This window comes from Streptomyces sp. NPDC015242 (assembly GCF_043079125.1).
In the GTDB taxonomy this organism is placed as follows: Bacteria; Actinomycetota; Actinomycetes; order Streptomycetales; family Streptomycetaceae; genus Streptomyces.
Genome location: NZ_JBIBUF010000002.1, coordinates 237610 through 253654 on the forward strand (window position 1 = coordinate 237610; position 16045 = coordinate 253654).

The 16045-nt window shown below is 73.5% G+C and carries 14 protein-coding genes; 2 read left to right on the plus strand and 12 right to left on the minus strand.

What is annotated here, in order from left to right; all coding sequences use genetic code 11:
• Positions 1-39: 39 nt before the first annotated feature.
• The 6 genes from ACF07N_RS06515 to ACF07N_RS06540 all read right to left on the minus strand — a co-directional run bounded on the left by ACF07N_RS06515 (position 40) and on the right by ACF07N_RS06540 (position 7849).
• The gene (locus ACF07N_RS06515; protein ID WP_392111052.1) at positions 40-3150 is read right to left on the minus strand and encodes an AAA family ATPase; all 3111 of its coding nucleotides are present in this window, start codon (positions 3148-3150) and stop codon (positions 40-42) included.
• Between the two features lie 455 nt (positions 3151-3605).
• Positions 3606-3791: a hypothetical protein gene (locus ACF07N_RS06520; RefSeq protein WP_383325536.1), complete on the minus strand. Its 186-nt coding sequence runs from the start codon at positions 3789-3791 to the stop codon at positions 3606-3608.
• Between the two features lie 200 nt (positions 3792-3991).
• Entirely contained in the window at positions 3992-4516 is a 525-nt protein-coding gene (locus ACF07N_RS06525; protein WP_392109182.1) for a hypothetical protein, read from the minus strand.
• Positions 4517-4551: 35 nt separating this feature from the next.
• Complete coding sequence (locus ACF07N_RS06530) at positions 4552-5124, minus strand: GNAT family N-acetyltransferase (RefSeq protein ID WP_392109185.1); 573 nt, start codon at positions 5122-5124, stop codon at positions 4552-4554.
• Positions 5102-7348, minus strand: coding sequence for an MMPL family transporter (locus ACF07N_RS06535; protein WP_392109188.1), 2247 nt, complete (start codon positions 7346-7348; stop codon positions 5102-5104). The genes ACF07N_RS06530 and ACF07N_RS06535 overlap by 23 nt, the downstream gene beginning before the upstream one ends.
• Positions 7349-7516: 168 nt before the next feature.
• Positions 7517-7849 (minus strand): hypothetical protein, encoded by a 333-nt coding sequence (locus ACF07N_RS06540; protein ID WP_392109191.1) that lies wholly within the window; start codon positions 7847-7849, stop codon positions 7517-7519.
• A gap of 190 nt (positions 7850-8039) precedes the next feature.
• Between ACF07N_RS06540 and ACF07N_RS06545 the strand changes: the two genes are divergently transcribed.
• Positions 8040-8843 carry a methyltransferase domain-containing protein gene (locus ACF07N_RS06545; protein WP_392109194.1) on the plus strand — a complete coding sequence of 268 codons (804 nt, stop codon included), beginning with the start codon at positions 8040-8042 and terminating at the stop codon, positions 8841-8843.
• A 64-nt stretch (positions 8844-8907) separates the two neighbouring features.
• On the opposite strand, the gene gatB is transcribed toward ACF07N_RS06545, so the two are convergent.
• The 5 genes from gatB to ACF07N_RS06570 all read right to left on the minus strand — a co-directional run bounded on the left by gatB (position 8908) and on the right by ACF07N_RS06570 (position 12945).
• Positions 8908-10422 carry an Asp-tRNA(Asn)/Glu-tRNA(Gln) amidotransferase subunit GatB gene (gene gatB / locus ACF07N_RS06550; RefSeq protein WP_383337666.1) on the minus strand — a complete coding sequence of 505 codons (1515 nt, stop codon included), beginning with the start codon at positions 10420-10422 and terminating at the stop codon, positions 8908-8910.
• Positions 10423-10437: 15 nt separating this feature from the next.
• Entirely contained in the window at positions 10438-10677 is a 240-nt protein-coding gene (locus ACF07N_RS06555; protein WP_086601598.1) for a hypothetical protein, read from the minus strand.
• Positions 10674-12167 carry an Asp-tRNA(Asn)/Glu-tRNA(Gln) amidotransferase subunit GatA gene (gene gatA, locus ACF07N_RS06560; protein ID WP_392109198.1) on the minus strand — a complete coding sequence of 498 codons (1494 nt, stop codon included), beginning with the start codon at positions 12165-12167 and terminating at the stop codon, positions 10674-10676. Before gatA ends, ACF07N_RS06555 begins: the two co-directional genes overlap by 4 nt.
• A gap of 6 nt (positions 12168-12173) precedes the next feature.
• Positions 12174-12470 (minus strand): Asp-tRNA(Asn)/Glu-tRNA(Gln) amidotransferase subunit GatC, encoded by a 297-nt coding sequence (gene gatC / locus ACF07N_RS06565; protein ID WP_031117542.1) that lies wholly within the window; start codon positions 12468-12470, stop codon positions 12174-12176.
• Between the two features lie 103 nt (positions 12471-12573).
• Positions 12574-12945 carry a DUF4267 domain-containing protein gene (locus ACF07N_RS06570; RefSeq protein ID WP_392109201.1) on the minus strand — a complete coding sequence of 124 codons (372 nt, stop codon included), beginning with the start codon at positions 12943-12945 and terminating at the stop codon, positions 12574-12576.
• A gap of 84 nt (positions 12946-13029) precedes the next feature.
• Here ACF07N_RS06570 and ACF07N_RS06575 point away from each other — a divergent pair, with 84 nt between their 5' ends.
• Positions 13030-13617, plus strand: coding sequence for a TetR/AcrR family transcriptional regulator (locus tag ACF07N_RS06575; protein ID WP_392109204.1), 588 nt, complete (start codon positions 13030-13032; stop codon positions 13615-13617).
• Between the two features lie 74 nt (positions 13618-13691).
• Here ACF07N_RS06575 and ACF07N_RS06580 read toward each other — a convergent pair whose 3' ends face one another.
• Positions 13692-15974 carry a putative bifunctional diguanylate cyclase/phosphodiesterase gene (locus ACF07N_RS06580; protein ID WP_392109207.1) on the minus strand — a complete coding sequence of 761 codons (2283 nt, stop codon included), beginning with the start codon at positions 15972-15974 and terminating at the stop codon, positions 13692-13694.
• Between the last annotated feature and the right edge of the window lie 71 nt (positions 15975-16045).

Consider the following 16045-nt stretch of genomic DNA (forward strand, 5'->3'; position numbering starts at 1 on the left):
TGGGCCCTGGCACCCCCGCCGTCCTTTACAGCGTATACCTCAGCCTGCCGGGCCGGACGTGAGCTGTCCGGCCGGGAACAGCCCCAGCCGGTGCGCCACCGCGGCCGCCTCGCCGCGGCCCGAGACGCCGAGCTTGGCGAGGATGTTGGAGACGTGGACGCTCGCGGTCTTCGGGGAGATGAACAGTTCCTGCGCGATCCGGCGGTTGGTGTGGCCGGCGGCGACCAGACGCAGCACGTCCCGTTCCCGGCTGGTCAGGCCGAGGGCCTGAGCGGGATCCGCGGAGGCGGCCGCGGCGGGCACCGGGGCCAGGGCGAGACGGGCCCGCCGGGCGAGGGCGCCGGTGGCGTCGGCGAGGGGCCGGGCCCCCAGGTGGCGGGCGACGGTGTGGGCGAGGCGGAGCAGTTCCGCGGCACGGTCGCGTCCGTCCTCGCCGCCGTCCGTGAGCAGGGACTCGGCGAGGCGGTGGCGGACCCGGGCGAGGTCGTAGGGGCGCCCCAGGGGTTCGAAGGCGGTGACCACCTCCGACCAGAGGCCCGGGGCGGAGCGGCCGGTGGCGCGGTGCAGTTCCGCGCGGACCCACCGCTCGTGGGCGCACCAGACGGGGGCGTTCGTGGTGAGGCGCTTGACCGCGGCGAAGAGGTGGTCGAGCACCTCGTCCCGGCCCTCGCGCGCCGCGGGCAGCCCGCGGTTGTCGGCCTCGGCGGTGGCCGCCTCGAGCAGCAGCGGCCAGGCGTAGCGCTGGGTGCCGGGCGGGAAGCCGGACTCCAGGGTGCGCAGCAGTTCGGCGCGGGCGTCGGCGAGGCGGCCCTCGGCGACGGCGACGGCGAGGGTCAGGCAGGAGACCGGCAGGTCGTGCTGGGGCATGGGGTCGTGGGGGCCGTACAGGTCGCGGCTGTCGGCGAGGTGCCGGGCCGCCTCGGGCACCCGGCCGCGGGCGAGCGCGAGGAAGGCCAGGCTGTTGGCGCCGGACCCGTGCGGCCCCGCCGACTGCCCGCGCCGCTGGGCGTTGGCGGCGGCCTCGGCGGCCTCGTCCCAGCGGCCCAGCGAGATGAGCGACTCCGCGAGGTTGCTCCAGACCCAGGCCTCGGGGTCCCGCAGGCCCATCTCGGAGGTGAGGCGCAGGCCCTCGCGCAGGATGCCGACGGCTTCCCCGGAGCGGCCCACGCCTTCCAGGGCGGACGGCAGGTTCACATGGCTGCGGCCCACGACCGGCGCCAGTCCCCGGGCCACCACCTCGTCCTTGACCTCGTACATGTGCGCCAGACCGGCCTCGATCTGCCCCGCGTCCACCATGAGGCCGCCCAGGGTGAGCCGGGCGTTGGACTCGATGGCGTCGGCGCCCACCATGCGCGCGTACTCCACGGCCCGTTCGGCGGCCGTGAGGGCGTCGGGGCCGGGCTCGTGGAGCATCGCCCAGTGGGCTGCGGTGGCGAGCACCTCGGCGTGCACCTCGGACGGTGGCAGTCCGCGGACCAGGTCCTGGGCGGTGGCGATCTCCTTCCAGCCGTCACCGCGGGCGAGCCCCTGCACCAGCCGGGAGCGCTGGATCCAGAACCAGGCGGCACGCTGGCGGTCTCCCCGGCTCGCGCGGGGTGGCGCATGCGGGGGCGGGGTTCCCTCCTCGTCCAGCAGGCGCAGCGCCCGCTTGGTGATCTTCAGGGCGCGTTCCCGCTCCCCGCCGAGCCGTCCGGCCACGGCCGCCTCGGCGAGCAGGTCGAGGTGGCTCAGCGGGGTGCCGGCCGGGTCGGCGCCGGGGGCGGCCGCCGCGTCCCGTTCGGGGAGTTCCGGCGGGTAGGCCTCGGTGTAGTCCACGGGCCGCAGGGTGGCGCGCACGGCGCCGGGCGCGCTGTCCCACAGCTCCATCGCCCGCTCCAGCAGCCGCAGTTGCTCGGAGTAGGCGTGGCGCCGGCGGGCCTCGACGGCGGCGTCCAGGACGGCGGGCAGGGCTTTGGCGGCGTCGTGGGCGTGGTACCAGTAGCTCGCCAGGCGGGTGGCCCGCTGGTCGGCGGGGACGAGTGTGGGGTCGGTCTCCAGGGCTTCGGCGTAGCGGCGGTTGAGCCGGGAGCGCTCGCCGGGGAGCAGGTCGTCGCTGACGGCCTCGCGGACCAGGGAGTGGCGGAAGCGGTAGCCGTCGCCGCCGGGCGCGGGGGTGAGGATGCCGGCGTTCACGGCGGCCCGCAGCGCCTCGATGAGATCGTCCTCGGCGATCCGGGCGACGGCGGCCAGCAGCCGGTACTCGACGGTGGAGCCGCCCTCGGCGACGATCCGGGCCACCTGCTGGGCGGTTTCCGGCAGTCCCTCGACGCGGACGAGCAGCAGGTCGCGCAGGGAGTCCGTCAGGCCCGTGGCACAGCCCTCGTGGGCGGCGACGGCGAGTTCCTCGACGAAGAACGCGTTGCCGTCGGAGCGGGCGAAGATCGCGTCGACCTGGTCCGGGTCGGGTTCGTGGGCGAGGATGCCGGCGACCTGGAGGCAGACCTCGTCGCGGGTGAAACGGGCGAGTTCGAGGCGGCGGACGGTGCGGAGCCGGTCGAGCTCGGCGAGCAGCGGCCTGAGCGGGTGGCGGCGGTGGATGTCGTCGGAGCGGTAGGTGGCCAGGACGACGAGGCGGCCGGTGCGCAGGGTGCGGAACAGATACGACAGCAGGTGGCGGGTGGAGGCGTCCGACCAGTGCAGGTCCTCCAGGGCGAGGACGACGGTGTGCTCGGCGGCGACGCGCTCCAGCAGGCGCGCGGTGAGTTCGAAGAGGCGGGCCGTGCCGTCCTCGTCGTGGCGGCCGGTCCCCGACTCGCCCAGCTCGGGCAGCAGGCGTGCCAGTTCCCCCTCCTGCCCGGCGGCCGCGGCGGCCAGCTCGGCGGGCAGCGCGCGGCGCAGGGCGCGCAGGGCGGTGGAGAACGGGGCGAAGGGCAGCCCGTCGGCGCCGATCTCCACGCAGCCGCCGAGCGCGACCACCGCGCCGTCGCGGCGGGCGGCGTCGGCGAACTCCTCCACCAGGCGGGTCTTGCCGACGCCGGCCTCCCCGCCGATGAGCAGTGCCTGCGGCTCTCCCTCGCGGGAGCGCACGAGCGCGTCGTGCAGCGCGCCCAACTCCTCGGCGCGGCCGACGAACACGGGGCTGACGGACCTGGTCTCCACGGCCCCGAGCATCGCACGCGGGTCGGACGGGGCGGCATCGGTTTTCACGGCCCCGCCCCCGGCACGGCTCGCCCCGCCCCCGGCACAGCTCGCCCCGGCGACGGCCCGGACACCGCCGGCCCCTGCGACGGAAACGGCCCGGGAGCCGGTCGCGGCCCCCGGCACGGCCGCCCCAAAACCGGGCGCCCGCCCCGCACCGGGAGTCCCCGAACGGTTCACGCGCTCCGGACCGACAGCCTCGGAGGAAGTCACACACCCCGCACCGTCAGCCCCGTACGCAGCCCCGGACGCAGTCCCGGGCTCTGCACCGGCGGCGGGAGGGGCCGTCGGTTGCGGGTCGGTTGCCGGAGGAACGGCCGCGGGGAAGCGGCGGGCCGCGGTCGCCGTGTCGGCGGCCGCGGCCCCTGTGTCCTTGTGCCCTGCGCCGGCCGTCCCCCCGTCGGCACCGGCCGTTCCCGCCGGCCCGTTCACGCGGGCCGGGCCGATCGGGCCCGCCGGAAGAGGCGGCTATGGCTCTCGTGCTCGGCGGAGTCGTGGCCGGCTGCGTGGCGGGCGGCACGGCGGGCGCGGGCGGCCTCGCGGACGCGGCGCTCGTGGTCGGCACGGCGGATGAGCTCGGCGGTGCGCAGCTGCTGGAACTCGTACTCGTACATGGCGTGTCCTCGGTGGGAGACCGTTCCCGGAGGGGTTCCTCCGCGATGTCTCCACCTTCGTCTCCCAGGCGGGGCGGCCACATCGGGAGAGTTCCGCATCTTGCGAGGCCGGCGGGGCCTTAGACGCGCCTGAGGGGCCTCAGGTCCTCCGTAAGGTGCTCACGGAGGGCCTAAGACCCCTCAGGATCGGCGTTTGCGGGTCAGCTCGCGGACGGCAGTCCGAGCAGCACGCCGGTGTACTTGAGGACGGCCAGGAACAGGCCGATGACGCCGAGCGCGACACCCGCCCAGGCGACCGACTTGATCCAGGGGGCCTGCACCCGCCCGGGCGTGCCGAACGCCGGCCGGGCCAGCACCACGACGCCGACGACCAGCGCGGTCAGCGCGAACAGGCCGGCCCACAGGGCTGTGGTCTGCCAGGCGTCGCCGTACACGGCCTGGATCTGCTTGGCCACGCTCGCGTTCTGCGCGGTCTCCAGCTGGCCGATCAGGTTGCGGCGGGCGGCCGCCACGGTGCCGACCCAGCTGCCGGTGAGCGAGACGACGCCCAGCGCGGCGGAGACCACGGCAGCGGCGCCCTGGCCGACTCCCTGGGAGCGGTCCTCCTCGGTCTCGGGGGCCTGGGCCCCGGACCCGACCACCTCGTCGGACTCGGTGATGTCCACCGCCTTCTCGTCGGTCGTGGCCTCGGTGGCCTCGGTCTCGTCCACTGCGTTCGTTGCCATGTCTCGCACCGTAGGGTCGCTGTCTGAGAGGTCTCTTAATGATCGTTGTGACCGGCACGCGCGCGTGCCTCGCGCCACTCGGGCGCCAGCACGGACCAGACCTCGAGATCGTGCCGTACGCCACCGTAGTGGTGTGCCGCGCGGCGCACACCGTCGCGGGTCATGCCGAGCCGCCGCGCCACGTTCAGGCTGGGCTGGTTGCCGGAGGCGGCGACCCACTCGACGCGGTGGATGCCGCGCTGGCCGACGGCCCAGTCGATCAGCACCCGCATCGCGCGGGTGACCAGGCCCCGGCCGGTCCCGGCGGGCTCCAGCCAGCAGCCGACCTCGCAGGTGCCGTTCGCCGCGTCGAAGTTGAGGAACAGCACACCGCCGACGAGGGTGCCGTCCAGCCACAGGCCGTGCAGGGAGCCGGTGTCGGCGGCCCGCATGTCGGCGTAGAGCTGGAGTTTCGCCCGCGCCGAGGGCAGGTCCGTCTCGGTCGTGCCGAACGGGATGTACCGGCCGATGAACTCCCGCCCGCGGTCCAGGTGCGCCAGGAACTCCCCGGCGTGCCAGGGTTCCAGCGGCCGCAGTTCCGCGCCGTCACCCAGGGATATCGCGTACATCCCGCTGCCGCTCCTCCTCCGCCAGGACGTCCGCCACCTCGGCGTCCGTCGCGGCGGCCAGCCTCTCATGGGCGGCCCGGCTCTCGGGCGGTTCGATGCTGATCCGCGGCAGGCGCCGGTCGAGCCAGCGGGGCAGCCACCAGTTGGCGCCGCCCAGCAGGTGCATCAGGGCGGGGACCAGAAGCGTGCGCAGGACGAAGGCGTCCAGGGCGACGGCGGCCGCGAGGGCGATGCCGAACATGGCGATCACGCGGTCGCCGGTGAGCACGAAGGCCAGGAAGACGGAGATCATGATGACCGCCGCCGAGTTGATGACCCGGCTGGTCTCCGCGAGGCCGACCCGCACGGCCCGCCGGTTGTCGCCGGTCTCCAGCCACTCCTCGTACATGCGGCTCACCAGGAAGACCTGGTAGTCCATGGAGAGGCCGAAGAGCACCGACACCATGATCACCGGCAGGAAGGGCTCGATGGGCCCCGCACTGCCGAGGCCGAGCAGCTCGCTGCCCCAGCCCCACTGGAAGATCGCCACGACCACGCCGAAGGCGCCGGCCACTGCGGCGACGTTCATCGCGGCGGCCTTCAGCGGGATGCCGATCGACCGGAAGGCGAGCAGGAGCAGCAGGCAGCCCAGGCCGATGACCACCCCGACGAAGAGGGGCAGCTTGGCGACGATGACGTCGGCGAAGTCGTCGTAACCGGCCGTCATGCCGCCCACCTGCACGTCGAGGGAGGTGCCGGACTCGGCGCGCGGCAGCACCTCCCCGCGCAGCCGGTCGACGAGGTCGCTGGTCCGCTTCGACTGCGGGGAGGACTCGGGTACGACGGTGAGGTAGGCGGTGTGGCCGCCGGAGTCGAAGGTCACCGGGGTCACCGAGGCGACACCGTCGGTCGCCCGCAGGGTGGCGTCCAGGTTGTCCAAAGCGAGCCTGTCGGCGCCTCCGTCGACCTCGGTGACCAGGGTGAGCGGGCCGTTGACGCCGGGTCCGAAGCCGTCGGCGAGCAGGTCGTAGGCCTGCCGGGTGGTGGCCGTGGCCGGGTCGTTGCCCTGGTCGGAGGTGCCCAGGTGGAGGGAGAGCGTCGGCAGCGCGAGGACGGCCATGACGACCAGGGCGACCGCGCCGAGCAGCTTGGGGTGGCGCTCCACGAAGGCCGACCAGCGGGCGGCGAACCCGGTGGGCAGCTCGGGCTGCGGCCCGTGCTCGGCGAGGCGACGGCGTTCGCGGCGGCTGAGCGCGCGCATGCCGATGAGGGACAGCAGGGCGGGCAGCAGGGTCACGGAGGCCGCGACGGTCAGGATGACGGTCAGGCCGGCGGCTATCGCGACGCCGTTGAGGAAGCTCAGGCGGAGGATGAGCATGCCCAGCAGGGCGATGCAAACGGTGGCACCCGCGAAGACGACGGCTCGTCCCGTGGTCTGGACGGCGTTCGTGGCGGCCTCGGCGACGGACAGTCCGCGCTTCAGGCCGCGCCGGTGCCGGGTGACGATGAACAGCGCGTAGTCGATGCCGACACCGAGCCCGACCAGCATGCCCAGCATCGGGGCGAAGTCGGCGACGGTCATGGCGTGCCCGAGCAGGACGATCCCGGCGTAGGCGGTGCCGACGCCGACCAGGGCGGTGGCGATGGGCAGCAGCGAGGCGGCGAGCGAGCCGAAGGCGAGGAACAGCACGACCGCGGCGACGAGCACGCCGACGATCTCCGCCGTGTGCCCGCCGGAGGACTGGGTGAGCGCGACGGCGCTGCCGCCCAGCTCGACCTGGAGACCGTCGGCCCGGGCGCTTGCGGCGGTGTCCACGACCGCCCGCGCCTCGCCCACGTCGATGTCCTGGGCCTGCTCGTCGAAGGTGACCGTGGCGTAGGCGGTCCGGCCGTCTGCGCTGATCCGGCCCGTGCCGGGCCCGTCGTAGGGGCTGGTGACCGAGGCCACGCCGGGGAGGTTCTCGATGCGGTCCAGAGTGCGGGTCATCGTCTGCTCGACGTCGGCGGCGCGGACGCTGCCGGATGCGGTGTGCCAGACGACGGTGTCGCTGTCACCGCCGAGCTGCGGGAAGCCCTCGTGCAGCAGCTCGGTGGCGCGCCCGGACTCGGTGCCGGGGACCTGGTAGTCGTTCGAGTACGTGCTGCCGGCGACGGCGGCGCCGGTGGCGACCCCCGCGAAGGCGAGGAGCCACAGCAGTACGGTGACCAGACGGCGTCGGACACACCAGCGTGCGAGGGCTGCCACGGAACGTGCTCCCGGAGTTACTTTTGTGGATCTTTGACCGGGAACAGTCGTCCATGAACTGAACGGCCCGCAAAGAACGCATGAGCAATGCGAAAGCCACTCTTACAGGCGAACGAGATCGTTTGTCTGTTTCGTGGGCTTCTTCACAGCGGCCGCGGTCCGTCGCGGTCAGTCCGCCTGGTCCCCCAGCGCCATGATCATGACCCCGGCGATCAGCAGCCACAGCGCGCGCCGGGTGCGGCCCCGGGAGCCCAGGACGGCGGCGGCCGCGCAGACGACGGCGCCGCCGGCGTACGCGGCCGGGACGAGGGCGGGTGCGGAGCGGGTGAGGCGGAGCAGTGCGGCGGCCAGGCCCGCGAGGGTCAGGGCGGCGCCGGTGCCGGTGGCGGTCCAGCGGGCCCGGCGGGCGTCCTCCCACAGGTCCTCGGCATCGTCCTGCTCAACGGCCGTCTCCGAGTCCGCTATCTCCGGGTCGGTGTCGGAAACAGCGCGTCCACTCATGGCCGAGACGGTAGCGCGTCGGCCCGGTAAACCGGGTGCGGGGGCCGGGCACCCCCTGCTAGCGTCCGCGCGTCCGAGGAACCCCCGCGGCATCCCGCCGCCCGGCCGAAGCAGGTGCGTTGTTTGACGGTCCGACCGAGCTCCTCCGCCATCCCTTTCTTCCTCAAGGACTCAAGGAGCCCGTCCACCGATGAAGGACATCACGTCCCGGACCCCGAACGACCCCCTCGCTGACCGCGTGCGCCACCCCGGCCACCCGCGCAGCAACGGCTACGACGCCCGCTGGGCCGTCGAGAACCAGATGGGCCCGAACGCGCTGTGGCTGCTGGAGTGGCTGGCCCCCGCCCTGGGGCTCGACACCCTGAGCCCTGGCTCGCGCGTGCTCGACCTGGGCTGCGGCCGCGCCATGACGTCGATCTTCCTGGCCAGGGAGTACGACGTCCAGGTCACCGCCGCCGACCTGTGGATCAAGCCCGGCGAGAACGCCGCGCGCATCGCCGAGGCCGGTGTCGCCGGTCGCGTCCTGCCCGTGCTCGCCGAGGCGCACGACCTGCCGTTCGGCGAGAACACCTTCGACGCGATCGTCTCCGTCGACGCCTACCAGTACTTCGGCACCGACGACCTGTACCTGCCCACGCTGACGCGACTGCTCAAGCCGGGCGGGCGGATCGGCGTCGTCGTACCGGCGCTGCGCGAGGAGATCGACGGCGTCGAGCCGCCGGAGCACCTCAGGCCGTACTGGGAGCCCGCCTTCTGGTGCTTCCACACGGCCGCCTGGTGGCGCCGCCACTGGACCCGCAGCGGGGCCGTGGAGGTCGAGACGGCGGACTGGCTGGAGGACGGCTGGCGCGACTGGCTGCTGTGGAGCGAGGTCGTCGCCGACGAGCACACGGACGCCTGGCATGTCGAGATGGCCGGCCGGTCGGCCGAGATGCTCCGTGTGGACCGGGGCCGCACGCTGGGCTTCGCCCGCGTGGTGGGCCGCCGCCCGTAGACGACGGGGAGGGGGGATGCGCCGGCTCCGGCGCATCCCCCCTCCCGCGTGTCCGCCTGAGGGCTCAGCCCTCGCTGACGCCGAGCTTCTCCAGGATCAGCTCCTTGACGCGCGCCGCGTCGGCCTGGCCCCGGGTCGCCTTCATGACCGCGCCGACCAGGGCGCCGGCCGCGGCCACCTTGCCACCACGGATCTTGTCCGCGACGCCCGGGTTCCCGGCGATCGCCTCGTCGACGGCCGCCGTCAGCGCGCCCTCGTCGGAGACGACCTTCAGACCGCGCTTGTCGACGACCTCGTCCGGGGTGCCCTCGCCCGCGAGGACGCCCTCGATGACCTGACGGGCCAGCTTGTCGTTCAGGTCACCCTTGGCCACCAGCTCGGTGACGCGGGCGACCTGTGCGGGCGTGATCGCCAGTTCGTCGAGCGCCTTGCCCGACTCGTTGGCGCTGCGGGCCAGTTCGCCCATCCACCACTTGCGGGCGGACGCGGCGTCGGCCCCGGCCTCGATGGTGGCGACGATCGGCTCCAGCGCGCCGGCGTTGAGGATCGCCTGCATGTCGGTGCCGGAGACGCCCCACTCCTCGCGCAGCCGGTTGCGGCGCACCAGCGGCAGCTCGGGCAGGGAGGCCCGGATCTCCTCGACCCACTCGCGGGACGGGGCGACCGGCACCAGGTCCGGCTCCGGGAAGTACCGGTAGTCCTCGGCCTCCTCCTTCACGCGGCCCGAGGTCGTGGACCCGGTGTCCTCGTGGAAGTGCCGGGTCTCCTGCACGATCGTGCCGCCGGAGGACAGCACGGCCGCGTGCCGCTGGATCTCGAAGCGGGCCGCGCGCTCCACGGACCGCAGCGAGTTGACGTTCTTCGTCTCCGAACGCGTGCCGAACTTCTCGGTGCCGTGCGGGCGCAGCGACAGGTTCACGTCGCAGCGCATCTGGCCCATCTCCATCCGGGCCTCGGAGACACCCAGCGCGCGGATGACCTCGCGCAGCTCACGGACGTAGGCCCGCGCGACCTCGGGGGCCCGCTCGCCGGCGCCCTCGATCGGCTTGGTGACGATCTCGATGAGCGGGATGCCCGCGCGGTTGTAGTCGAGCAGGGAGTGGGACGCGCCGTGGATACGGCCGGTGGCGCCGCCGACGTGCGTCGACTTGCCGGTGTCCTCCTCCATGTGGGCGCGCTCGATCTCCACGCGGAAGGTCTCGCCGTCCTCCAGCTGCACGTCGAGGTAGCCGTTGAAGGCGATCGGCTCGTCGTACTGGGAGGTCTGGAAGTTCTTCGGCATGTCCGGATAGAAGTAGTTCTTCCGGGCGAAGCGGCACCACTCGGCGATCTCGCAGTTCAGCGCGAGGCCGATCTTGATGGCGGACTCGACGCCGGTCGCGTTGACGACCGGGAGCGCGCCGGGCAGGCCCAGGCAGACCGGGCAGGTCTGGGTGTTGGCGTCCTGGCCGAGGGCGGTCGAGCAGCCGCAGAACATCTTGGTCTTGGTGCCGAGTTCGACATGGACCTCGAGGCCCATGACGGGGTCGTACGACGCGAGTGCGTCCTCGTACGACACCAGGTCGGTCGTGGTGGTCACGGTGAAGGTTCCCTCTCAGCCCAGCAGGACGTCGTCGTCGCCCAGCCGCTTCAGCTCGCGGTAGAGAATGGCCAGGTTGGTGACGACCGCCGCTCCGGTGACGACGGCGTCGAGCAGCCGCAGCGTGTCGTTGTCCCCGCGGGCCTTCTTGATCTGCTTGTAGACACCGACGGCGCCGAACGCCGACGTGGCCATCGAGATGTACAGACCGGACTTGGAGCTCTTGAAGCCCTTGGCCTTGGACAGTGCGCTCACAGCGACGGAGCCTCCTCGATCAGCGGGTGGCCCCACTTTTCCACGAAGGCGGCCTCGACGGCGGCGCCCACCTTGTACAGGCGGTCGTCCTTCATGACGGGGGCGATGATCTGCAGACCGACCGGGAGGTTGTCCTCCGGGGCGAGGCCGCACGGCAGCGACATGGCCGCGTTGCCCGCCAGGTTGGTCGGGATGGTGCACAGGTCGGCGAGGTACATCGCCATCGGGTCGTCGGCACGCTCGCCGATCGCGAAGGCGGTGGTCGGGGTCGTCGGGGAGACGATCACGTCGACCTGCTCGAACGCCTTGTCGAAGTCCTGCTTGATGAGGGTGCGGACCTTCTGGGCGCTGCCGTAGTACGCGTCGTAGTAGCCGGAGCTGAGCGCGTAGGTTCCGAGCATGATGCGGCGCTTGACCTCGGGGCCGAAGCCCGCCTCACGGGTGAGGGAGGTGACCTCCTCGGCGGAGTGCGTGCCGTCGTCGCCGGTCCGCAGGCCGTAGCGCAGGCCGTCGAAGCGGGCGAGGTTGGAGGAGCACTCGGACGGCGCGATCAGGTAGTACGCCGACAGCGCCAGGTCGAAGGAGGGGCAGTCCAGCTCGACGATCTCGGCGCCCAGTTCCTTGAGCAGCGCGACGGACTCGTCGAACCGCTGGATGACGCCGGCCTGGTAGCCCTCGCCGCGGAACTGCTTGACGACGCCGACGCGCATGCCCTCGACCGAGCCGTTGCGGGCGGCCTCGACGACCGGCGGGACCGGGGCGTCGATGGACGTCGAGTCGAGCGGGTCGTGCCCGGCGATGGCCTCGTGCAGCAGGGCCGCGTCCAGCACCGTGCGGGCGCAGGGGCCGCCCTGGTCCAGGGAGGACGAGAAGGCGACCATGCCGTACCGGGAGACCGCGCCGTAGGTCGGCTTGACGCCGACCGTGCCGGTGACGGCCGCGGGCTGGCGGATGGAGCCGCCGGTGTCCGTGCCGATGGCCAGGGGCGCCATGTACGCGGCCAGCGCGGCGGAGGAGCCGCCGCCGGAGCCGCCGGGGATCTTGGTGAGGTCCCAGGGGTTGCCGGTCGGGCCGTAGGCGCTGTTCTCGGTGGAGGACCCCATGGCGAACTCGTCCATGTTGGTCTTGCCGAGGATGACGACGTCGGCGGCCTTCAGCCGCTTGGTGAGCGTCGCGTCGTACGGCGGGATCCAGCCTTCGAGGATCTTGGAGCCGACGGTCGTCGGGATGCCCTCGGTGGTGAAGATGTCCTTCAGCGCGAGGGGGACGCCGGCCAGGGGGCCGAGCTTCTCGCCGCGCTCGCGCTTGGCGTCGACGGCACGCGCCTGGGCGAGGGCGCCCTCGCGGTCGACGTGCAGGAAGGCGTGCACCTTCTCGTCGACGGCCTCGATGCGGGCGAGGTGGGCCTCGGTGACCTCGACGGCCGTGAGCTCGCCGGAGGCGATCTTCGCGGCGGTCTCGGCGGCCGTGAGCTTGATGATGTCCGTCATGGCTTGTTAGTCCTCCCCCAGGATCTGCGGCACCTTGAAACGCTGCTGCTCCTGGGCCGGGGCGCCGGAGAGCGCCTGCTCGGGGGTGAGCGAGGGACGGACCTCGTCCGGGCGCATGACGTTGGTCAGCGGGAGCGGGTGCGAGGTCGGCGGTACGTCTTGGTCGGCGACCTCGCTGACGCGGGCGACCGCGCCGATGATGTCGTCCAGCTGTCCCGCGAAGTGGTCGAGCTCTTCGGGCTTCAGCTCCAGACGCGCCAGCCGGGCGAGGTGGGCGACCTCCTCGCGCGTGATGCCAGGCATGCAGCGATCCTCTGGGGTGAGTGAATGTGGTGTGGCCCAATCCTATGGGGCGGGGGGCCGTGCCCGTGAAACGGATTCGGGGCCGGACGGCGGGGCGGGGCGCTCAGACCGCGAACAGGAGTGCGGCGCCGATCAGGACGACGACCGCGGTGGCGAAGTGGACCCCGAAGGCCACCGCCTTCGCGCCGCCGTGACGCAGCACGATCAGCGTGTCACCGAGCGGCACGAGCGCCACGGCGAGCAGGAACCAGGCCTCGGCGCGGGCTCCGGCGAAGGCGAGCAGCGCCAGGCCGACCAGGCCGAGGGTGCCGTCGCGCAGGCCCTTGATCGTGAGGTAGGCGCCGGCGTCCCCGCGGGGGTCGGCCGGGACGCCGTAACCGGCGGCGGAGGCGGCGGGCCGGAACAGGAAGCGGTAGCCCAGGAACAGGCAGAACAGGTTGAGCCCGACGGCCAGGGTGTAGGCGGTGACGGTCATGCTCTCTCCTTGCTAGCAGCGCTAGGGATGTGAGCGACGCTAGCAGAGCGCCGACAGGAACGCTAGCGGTGCTAGGATCTCGGCATGACGATCCAGACGCGCCGCGAGCGCGAACGAGCCGAGCGCGAGCGGCTGATCGTGACGGCCGCGCGGGAACTGGCCGAGGCGGAGGGCTGGGACGCGGTGACCACGCGCCGGCTCGCCGACGAGATCGAGTACAGCCAGCCGGTCCTCTACAGCCACTTCAAGGGCAAAGGGGCGATCATGGCGGCGGTCGCCGTGCAGGGCTGCGCGGACATGGCCGTCGAACTCCGGGCCGCGCGCACGGCCGCCGGGAGCCCCCGCGAGGCGCTGGCGGCGGTGGGCGCCGCGTACACCGCCTTCGCCCGGCGGCGGCCCGCCCTCTACGACGCGATGTTCACGCTCGCGGTGGACCTGCCGTTCGCCACGCCCGAGGCCCCCGCACCCCTTCAGGACGCCTTCGAGGAACTGCTGCTGGCCGTCCGGCCGATCGCGGCCGACGGCGAGGACACGGCACTGCTGACGGAGACGTACTGGGCCGGGCTGCACGGCCTGGTGACCCTGATGCGCAGCGGCCGGTTGCCCGAGGAGGCACACGAGCGGCGGCTGGCGCTGCTGATCGGCCACTTCGTGCCGCCGGGCACGGACTGAGCGACACCGCGCCTCATCCCCCGGAAGGCCCCCCGGGCCTCACGGGCGGCACGGACGGCACGGAAGCGGAAGGGTCACTCGTCGGCCGTCGCCGCGGGCAGCGCGGCGCGCGGGCGCTGCCACCCCCGCGGCCCCCGGGCCCTGAGCCAGGCCGTGGTCTCCTCCGGGGGCATCGCCGCCGCGACCAGCCAGCCCTGCACCGCGTCGCAGCCGAGGTCGCGCAGGCGTTCCCAGGTCTCGTCGTCCTCGACGCCCTCGGCGACGACCAGCAGGCCGAGGGAGTGCGCGAGATCGACCGTGCAGCGCACGATCTCCGCGTCCTCGTGGTCCAGGGCGAGCCGGGCCACGAACGAGCGGTCGATCTTCAGCTCGCTGACCGGCAGCCGGCGCAGGTGCACGAGCGAGGAGTACCCCGTGCCGAAGTCGTCCAGGGACATCTTCACGCCGTGCCCGGTCAGCCCGTTGAGGGTGTCGGCGGCGCGCTGCGGGTCCTCCAGCAGGACGTGTTCCGTGATCTCCAGCTGGAGCGCTCCCGCGGGCACTCCGTGCCGGGCCAGCCGGGCGGCGACCGAGCCGGCGAAACCGGGGGTGTGCACGTCGCGCGGGGAGACGTTCACCGCGACGGGCACGAACAGGCCCTGGGCCCGCCAGCGGGCGACCTGCCCGAGCGCGGTCTCCAGGACGTACTCGGTGAGGTGGGGCATCAGGCCCGAGGACTCGGCGATCGCTATGAACTCGTCCGGCGGCACCTTGCCCCGCTCCGGGTGCACCCAGCGGACCAGCGCCTCCAGACCCGCGACCTGCCCGTCGAAGCGGACCTTGGGCTGGTAGTGCAGGTGCACCTCGTGCGCGTCGAGCGCCCGGCGCAGATCACCGAGGAGGCCGAGCCGGTCGGGGGTGTTGGAGTCGCGCTTGGACTCGTACACCTCGACGCCGGTGCGGTCCCGCTTGGCCTGGTACATCGCCACGTCCGCCCGGCGCAGCAGCCCTTCGGCGTCGAGCGCGTGGTCGGGGAAGACGGCGACTCCGGCGCTGGCCTCCAGCACCAGCGTGAGGCCGTCGAGGTCGAGGGGGGAGCTGAGCGCGGCGACCAGCTGGCGGGCGACACGGGTCGCGGACGTCGTGGAGTCGGCGACCGGCAGTAAGACCGCGAACTCGTCCCCGCCGAGCCGCGCCGCCTCCGCCCCGCGCGGCAGGGCCACCCGCAGCCGGTCGGCGATCTGCAGCAGCAGCCGGTCCCCGGCCAGATGCCCCAGGGTGTCGTTGACCGATCGGAAACGGTCGAGGTCGATCAGCATCAGGGCGGCGCGCGCGTCGATCCGCTCGGCGTCGTCCAGCGCGGTCCAGATGCGCTCCAGCAGCCACTGCCGGTTGGGCAGCCCGGTCAGCGGGTCGCGCAACTGCTCCTCCGCCCGGGCCCGGGCTATCCACAGGGTGGAGTCCAGGGCGATGAGGGGGATGGCGAACAGCGGCAGCAGGATCGGCTTGGCCACCGCCACCACGCACACCAGCGGCGCGATGCCCAGCAGCGCGACCGCGACCAGGCCCTGCCTGACCAGGGCGGTGCGGGCGACGGTGGGCACGCCGGGGCGCGGGGCGTGCAGGTACCACAGCAGGACGCGGGTGACGGCCAGGTAGGCGACGGCGACCAGGGCCACCTCGGGCGCGGTGGTGAGCGTCCAGGCGGCCGGGTCCGTGGGGGACTCGACGGACGGCACGGTCCCGAACGCGGCCAGCACCAGGGCGCCGGCGCCGATCCCGAGCAGGTCGACCGCCCCGTGCAGCACGCCCTGGCGCCAGCGGTTGCGGCGGGCGATGCCGACCAGCACCACGACCGTGAGGCTGACCAGGCCGGCCGGCAGCCAGCCGTAGAGCAGCAGCACGGCCAGGGTCAGGGCGGCACCCGAGCCGGTGCCGCCCCACCAGCGGGAGCGGCCGAGCATGACGAGGTGGCCGACGATGACGCCGGTCAGCAGGGCCAGCGCCCAGCCGGTCGTGCCCGAGGGGAACAGGGCGTGGCCGCCGGTGAAGGCGCGGTAGAAACCGGCGCCCAGGACGAACCCGGCGGCCGCGACGATCGCCGCGGGCAGCGCGGGCCAGGACGCGTGACGTTCGGTGTCCCCCTCCGGGCCGGCGCCGGTCATCACCGGTGGGTGCTCGGCGGCCTGCTGTGCGGTGCCGCGTCCGTCCGCCGCGGCGCGCCCACCGGCGGCGCGCGCGTCCGCGGGGTACTGTCCGACGGCACGCCCCTCCGCGCCCGGACGCCCCGCCGGCCGGCCGGTCCCGCGGACTGCGCGCCAGGCGACCGCCATGCGGCGCAGCCGCGCGCCCGGCACGGCGCTCTCGGTCGGTTCCATTCCCGTCCCTCTCACAGCCGGCGGTGCCCACGCCCCGCGGCCCGGTGCCCGACAACCCTGGGCGGCCCGCG

Coding starts and splice junctions, on each gene's coding strand:
- gatC (WP_031117542.1), bottom strand. CDS start 12,470: ATGCCTGGCATCACGCGCGAGGAGGTCGCCCACCTCGCCCGGCTGGCG.
- ACF07N_RS06525 (WP_392109182.1), bottom strand. CDS start 4,516: ATGGCAACGAACGCAGTGGACGAGACCGAGGCCACCGAGGCCACGACC.
- ACF07N_RS06545 (WP_392109194.1), top strand. CDS start 8,040: ATGAAGGACATCACGTCCCGGACCCCGAACGACCCCCTCGCTGACCGC.
- ACF07N_RS06515 (WP_392111052.1), bottom strand. CDS start 3,150: ATGCTCGGGGCCGTGGAGACCAGGTCCGTCAGCCCCGTGTTCGTCGGC.
- ACF07N_RS06540 (WP_392109191.1), bottom strand. CDS start 7,849: ATGAGTGGACGCGCTGTTTCCGACACCGACCCGGAGATAGCGGACTCG.
- ACF07N_RS06575 (WP_392109204.1), top strand. CDS start 13,030: ATGACGATCCAGACGCGCCGCGAGCGCGAACGAGCCGAGCGCGAGCGG.
- ACF07N_RS06570 (WP_392109201.1), bottom strand. CDS start 12,945: ATGACCGTCACCGCCTACACCCTGGCCGTCGGGCTCAACCTGTTCTGC.
- ACF07N_RS06520 (WP_383325536.1), bottom strand. CDS start 3,791: ATGTACGAGTACGAGTTCCAGCAGCTGCGCACCGCCGAGCTCATCCGC.
- ACF07N_RS06580 (WP_392109207.1), bottom strand. CDS start 15,974: ATGGAACCGACCGAGAGCGCCGTGCCGGGCGCGCGGCTGCGCCGCATG.
- ACF07N_RS06530 (WP_392109185.1), bottom strand. CDS start 5,124: ATGTACGCGATATCCCTGGGTGACGGCGCGGAACTGCGGCCGCTGGAA.
- gatA (WP_392109198.1), bottom strand. CDS start 12,167: ATGACGGACATCATCAAGCTCACGGCCGCCGAGACCGCCGCGAAGATC.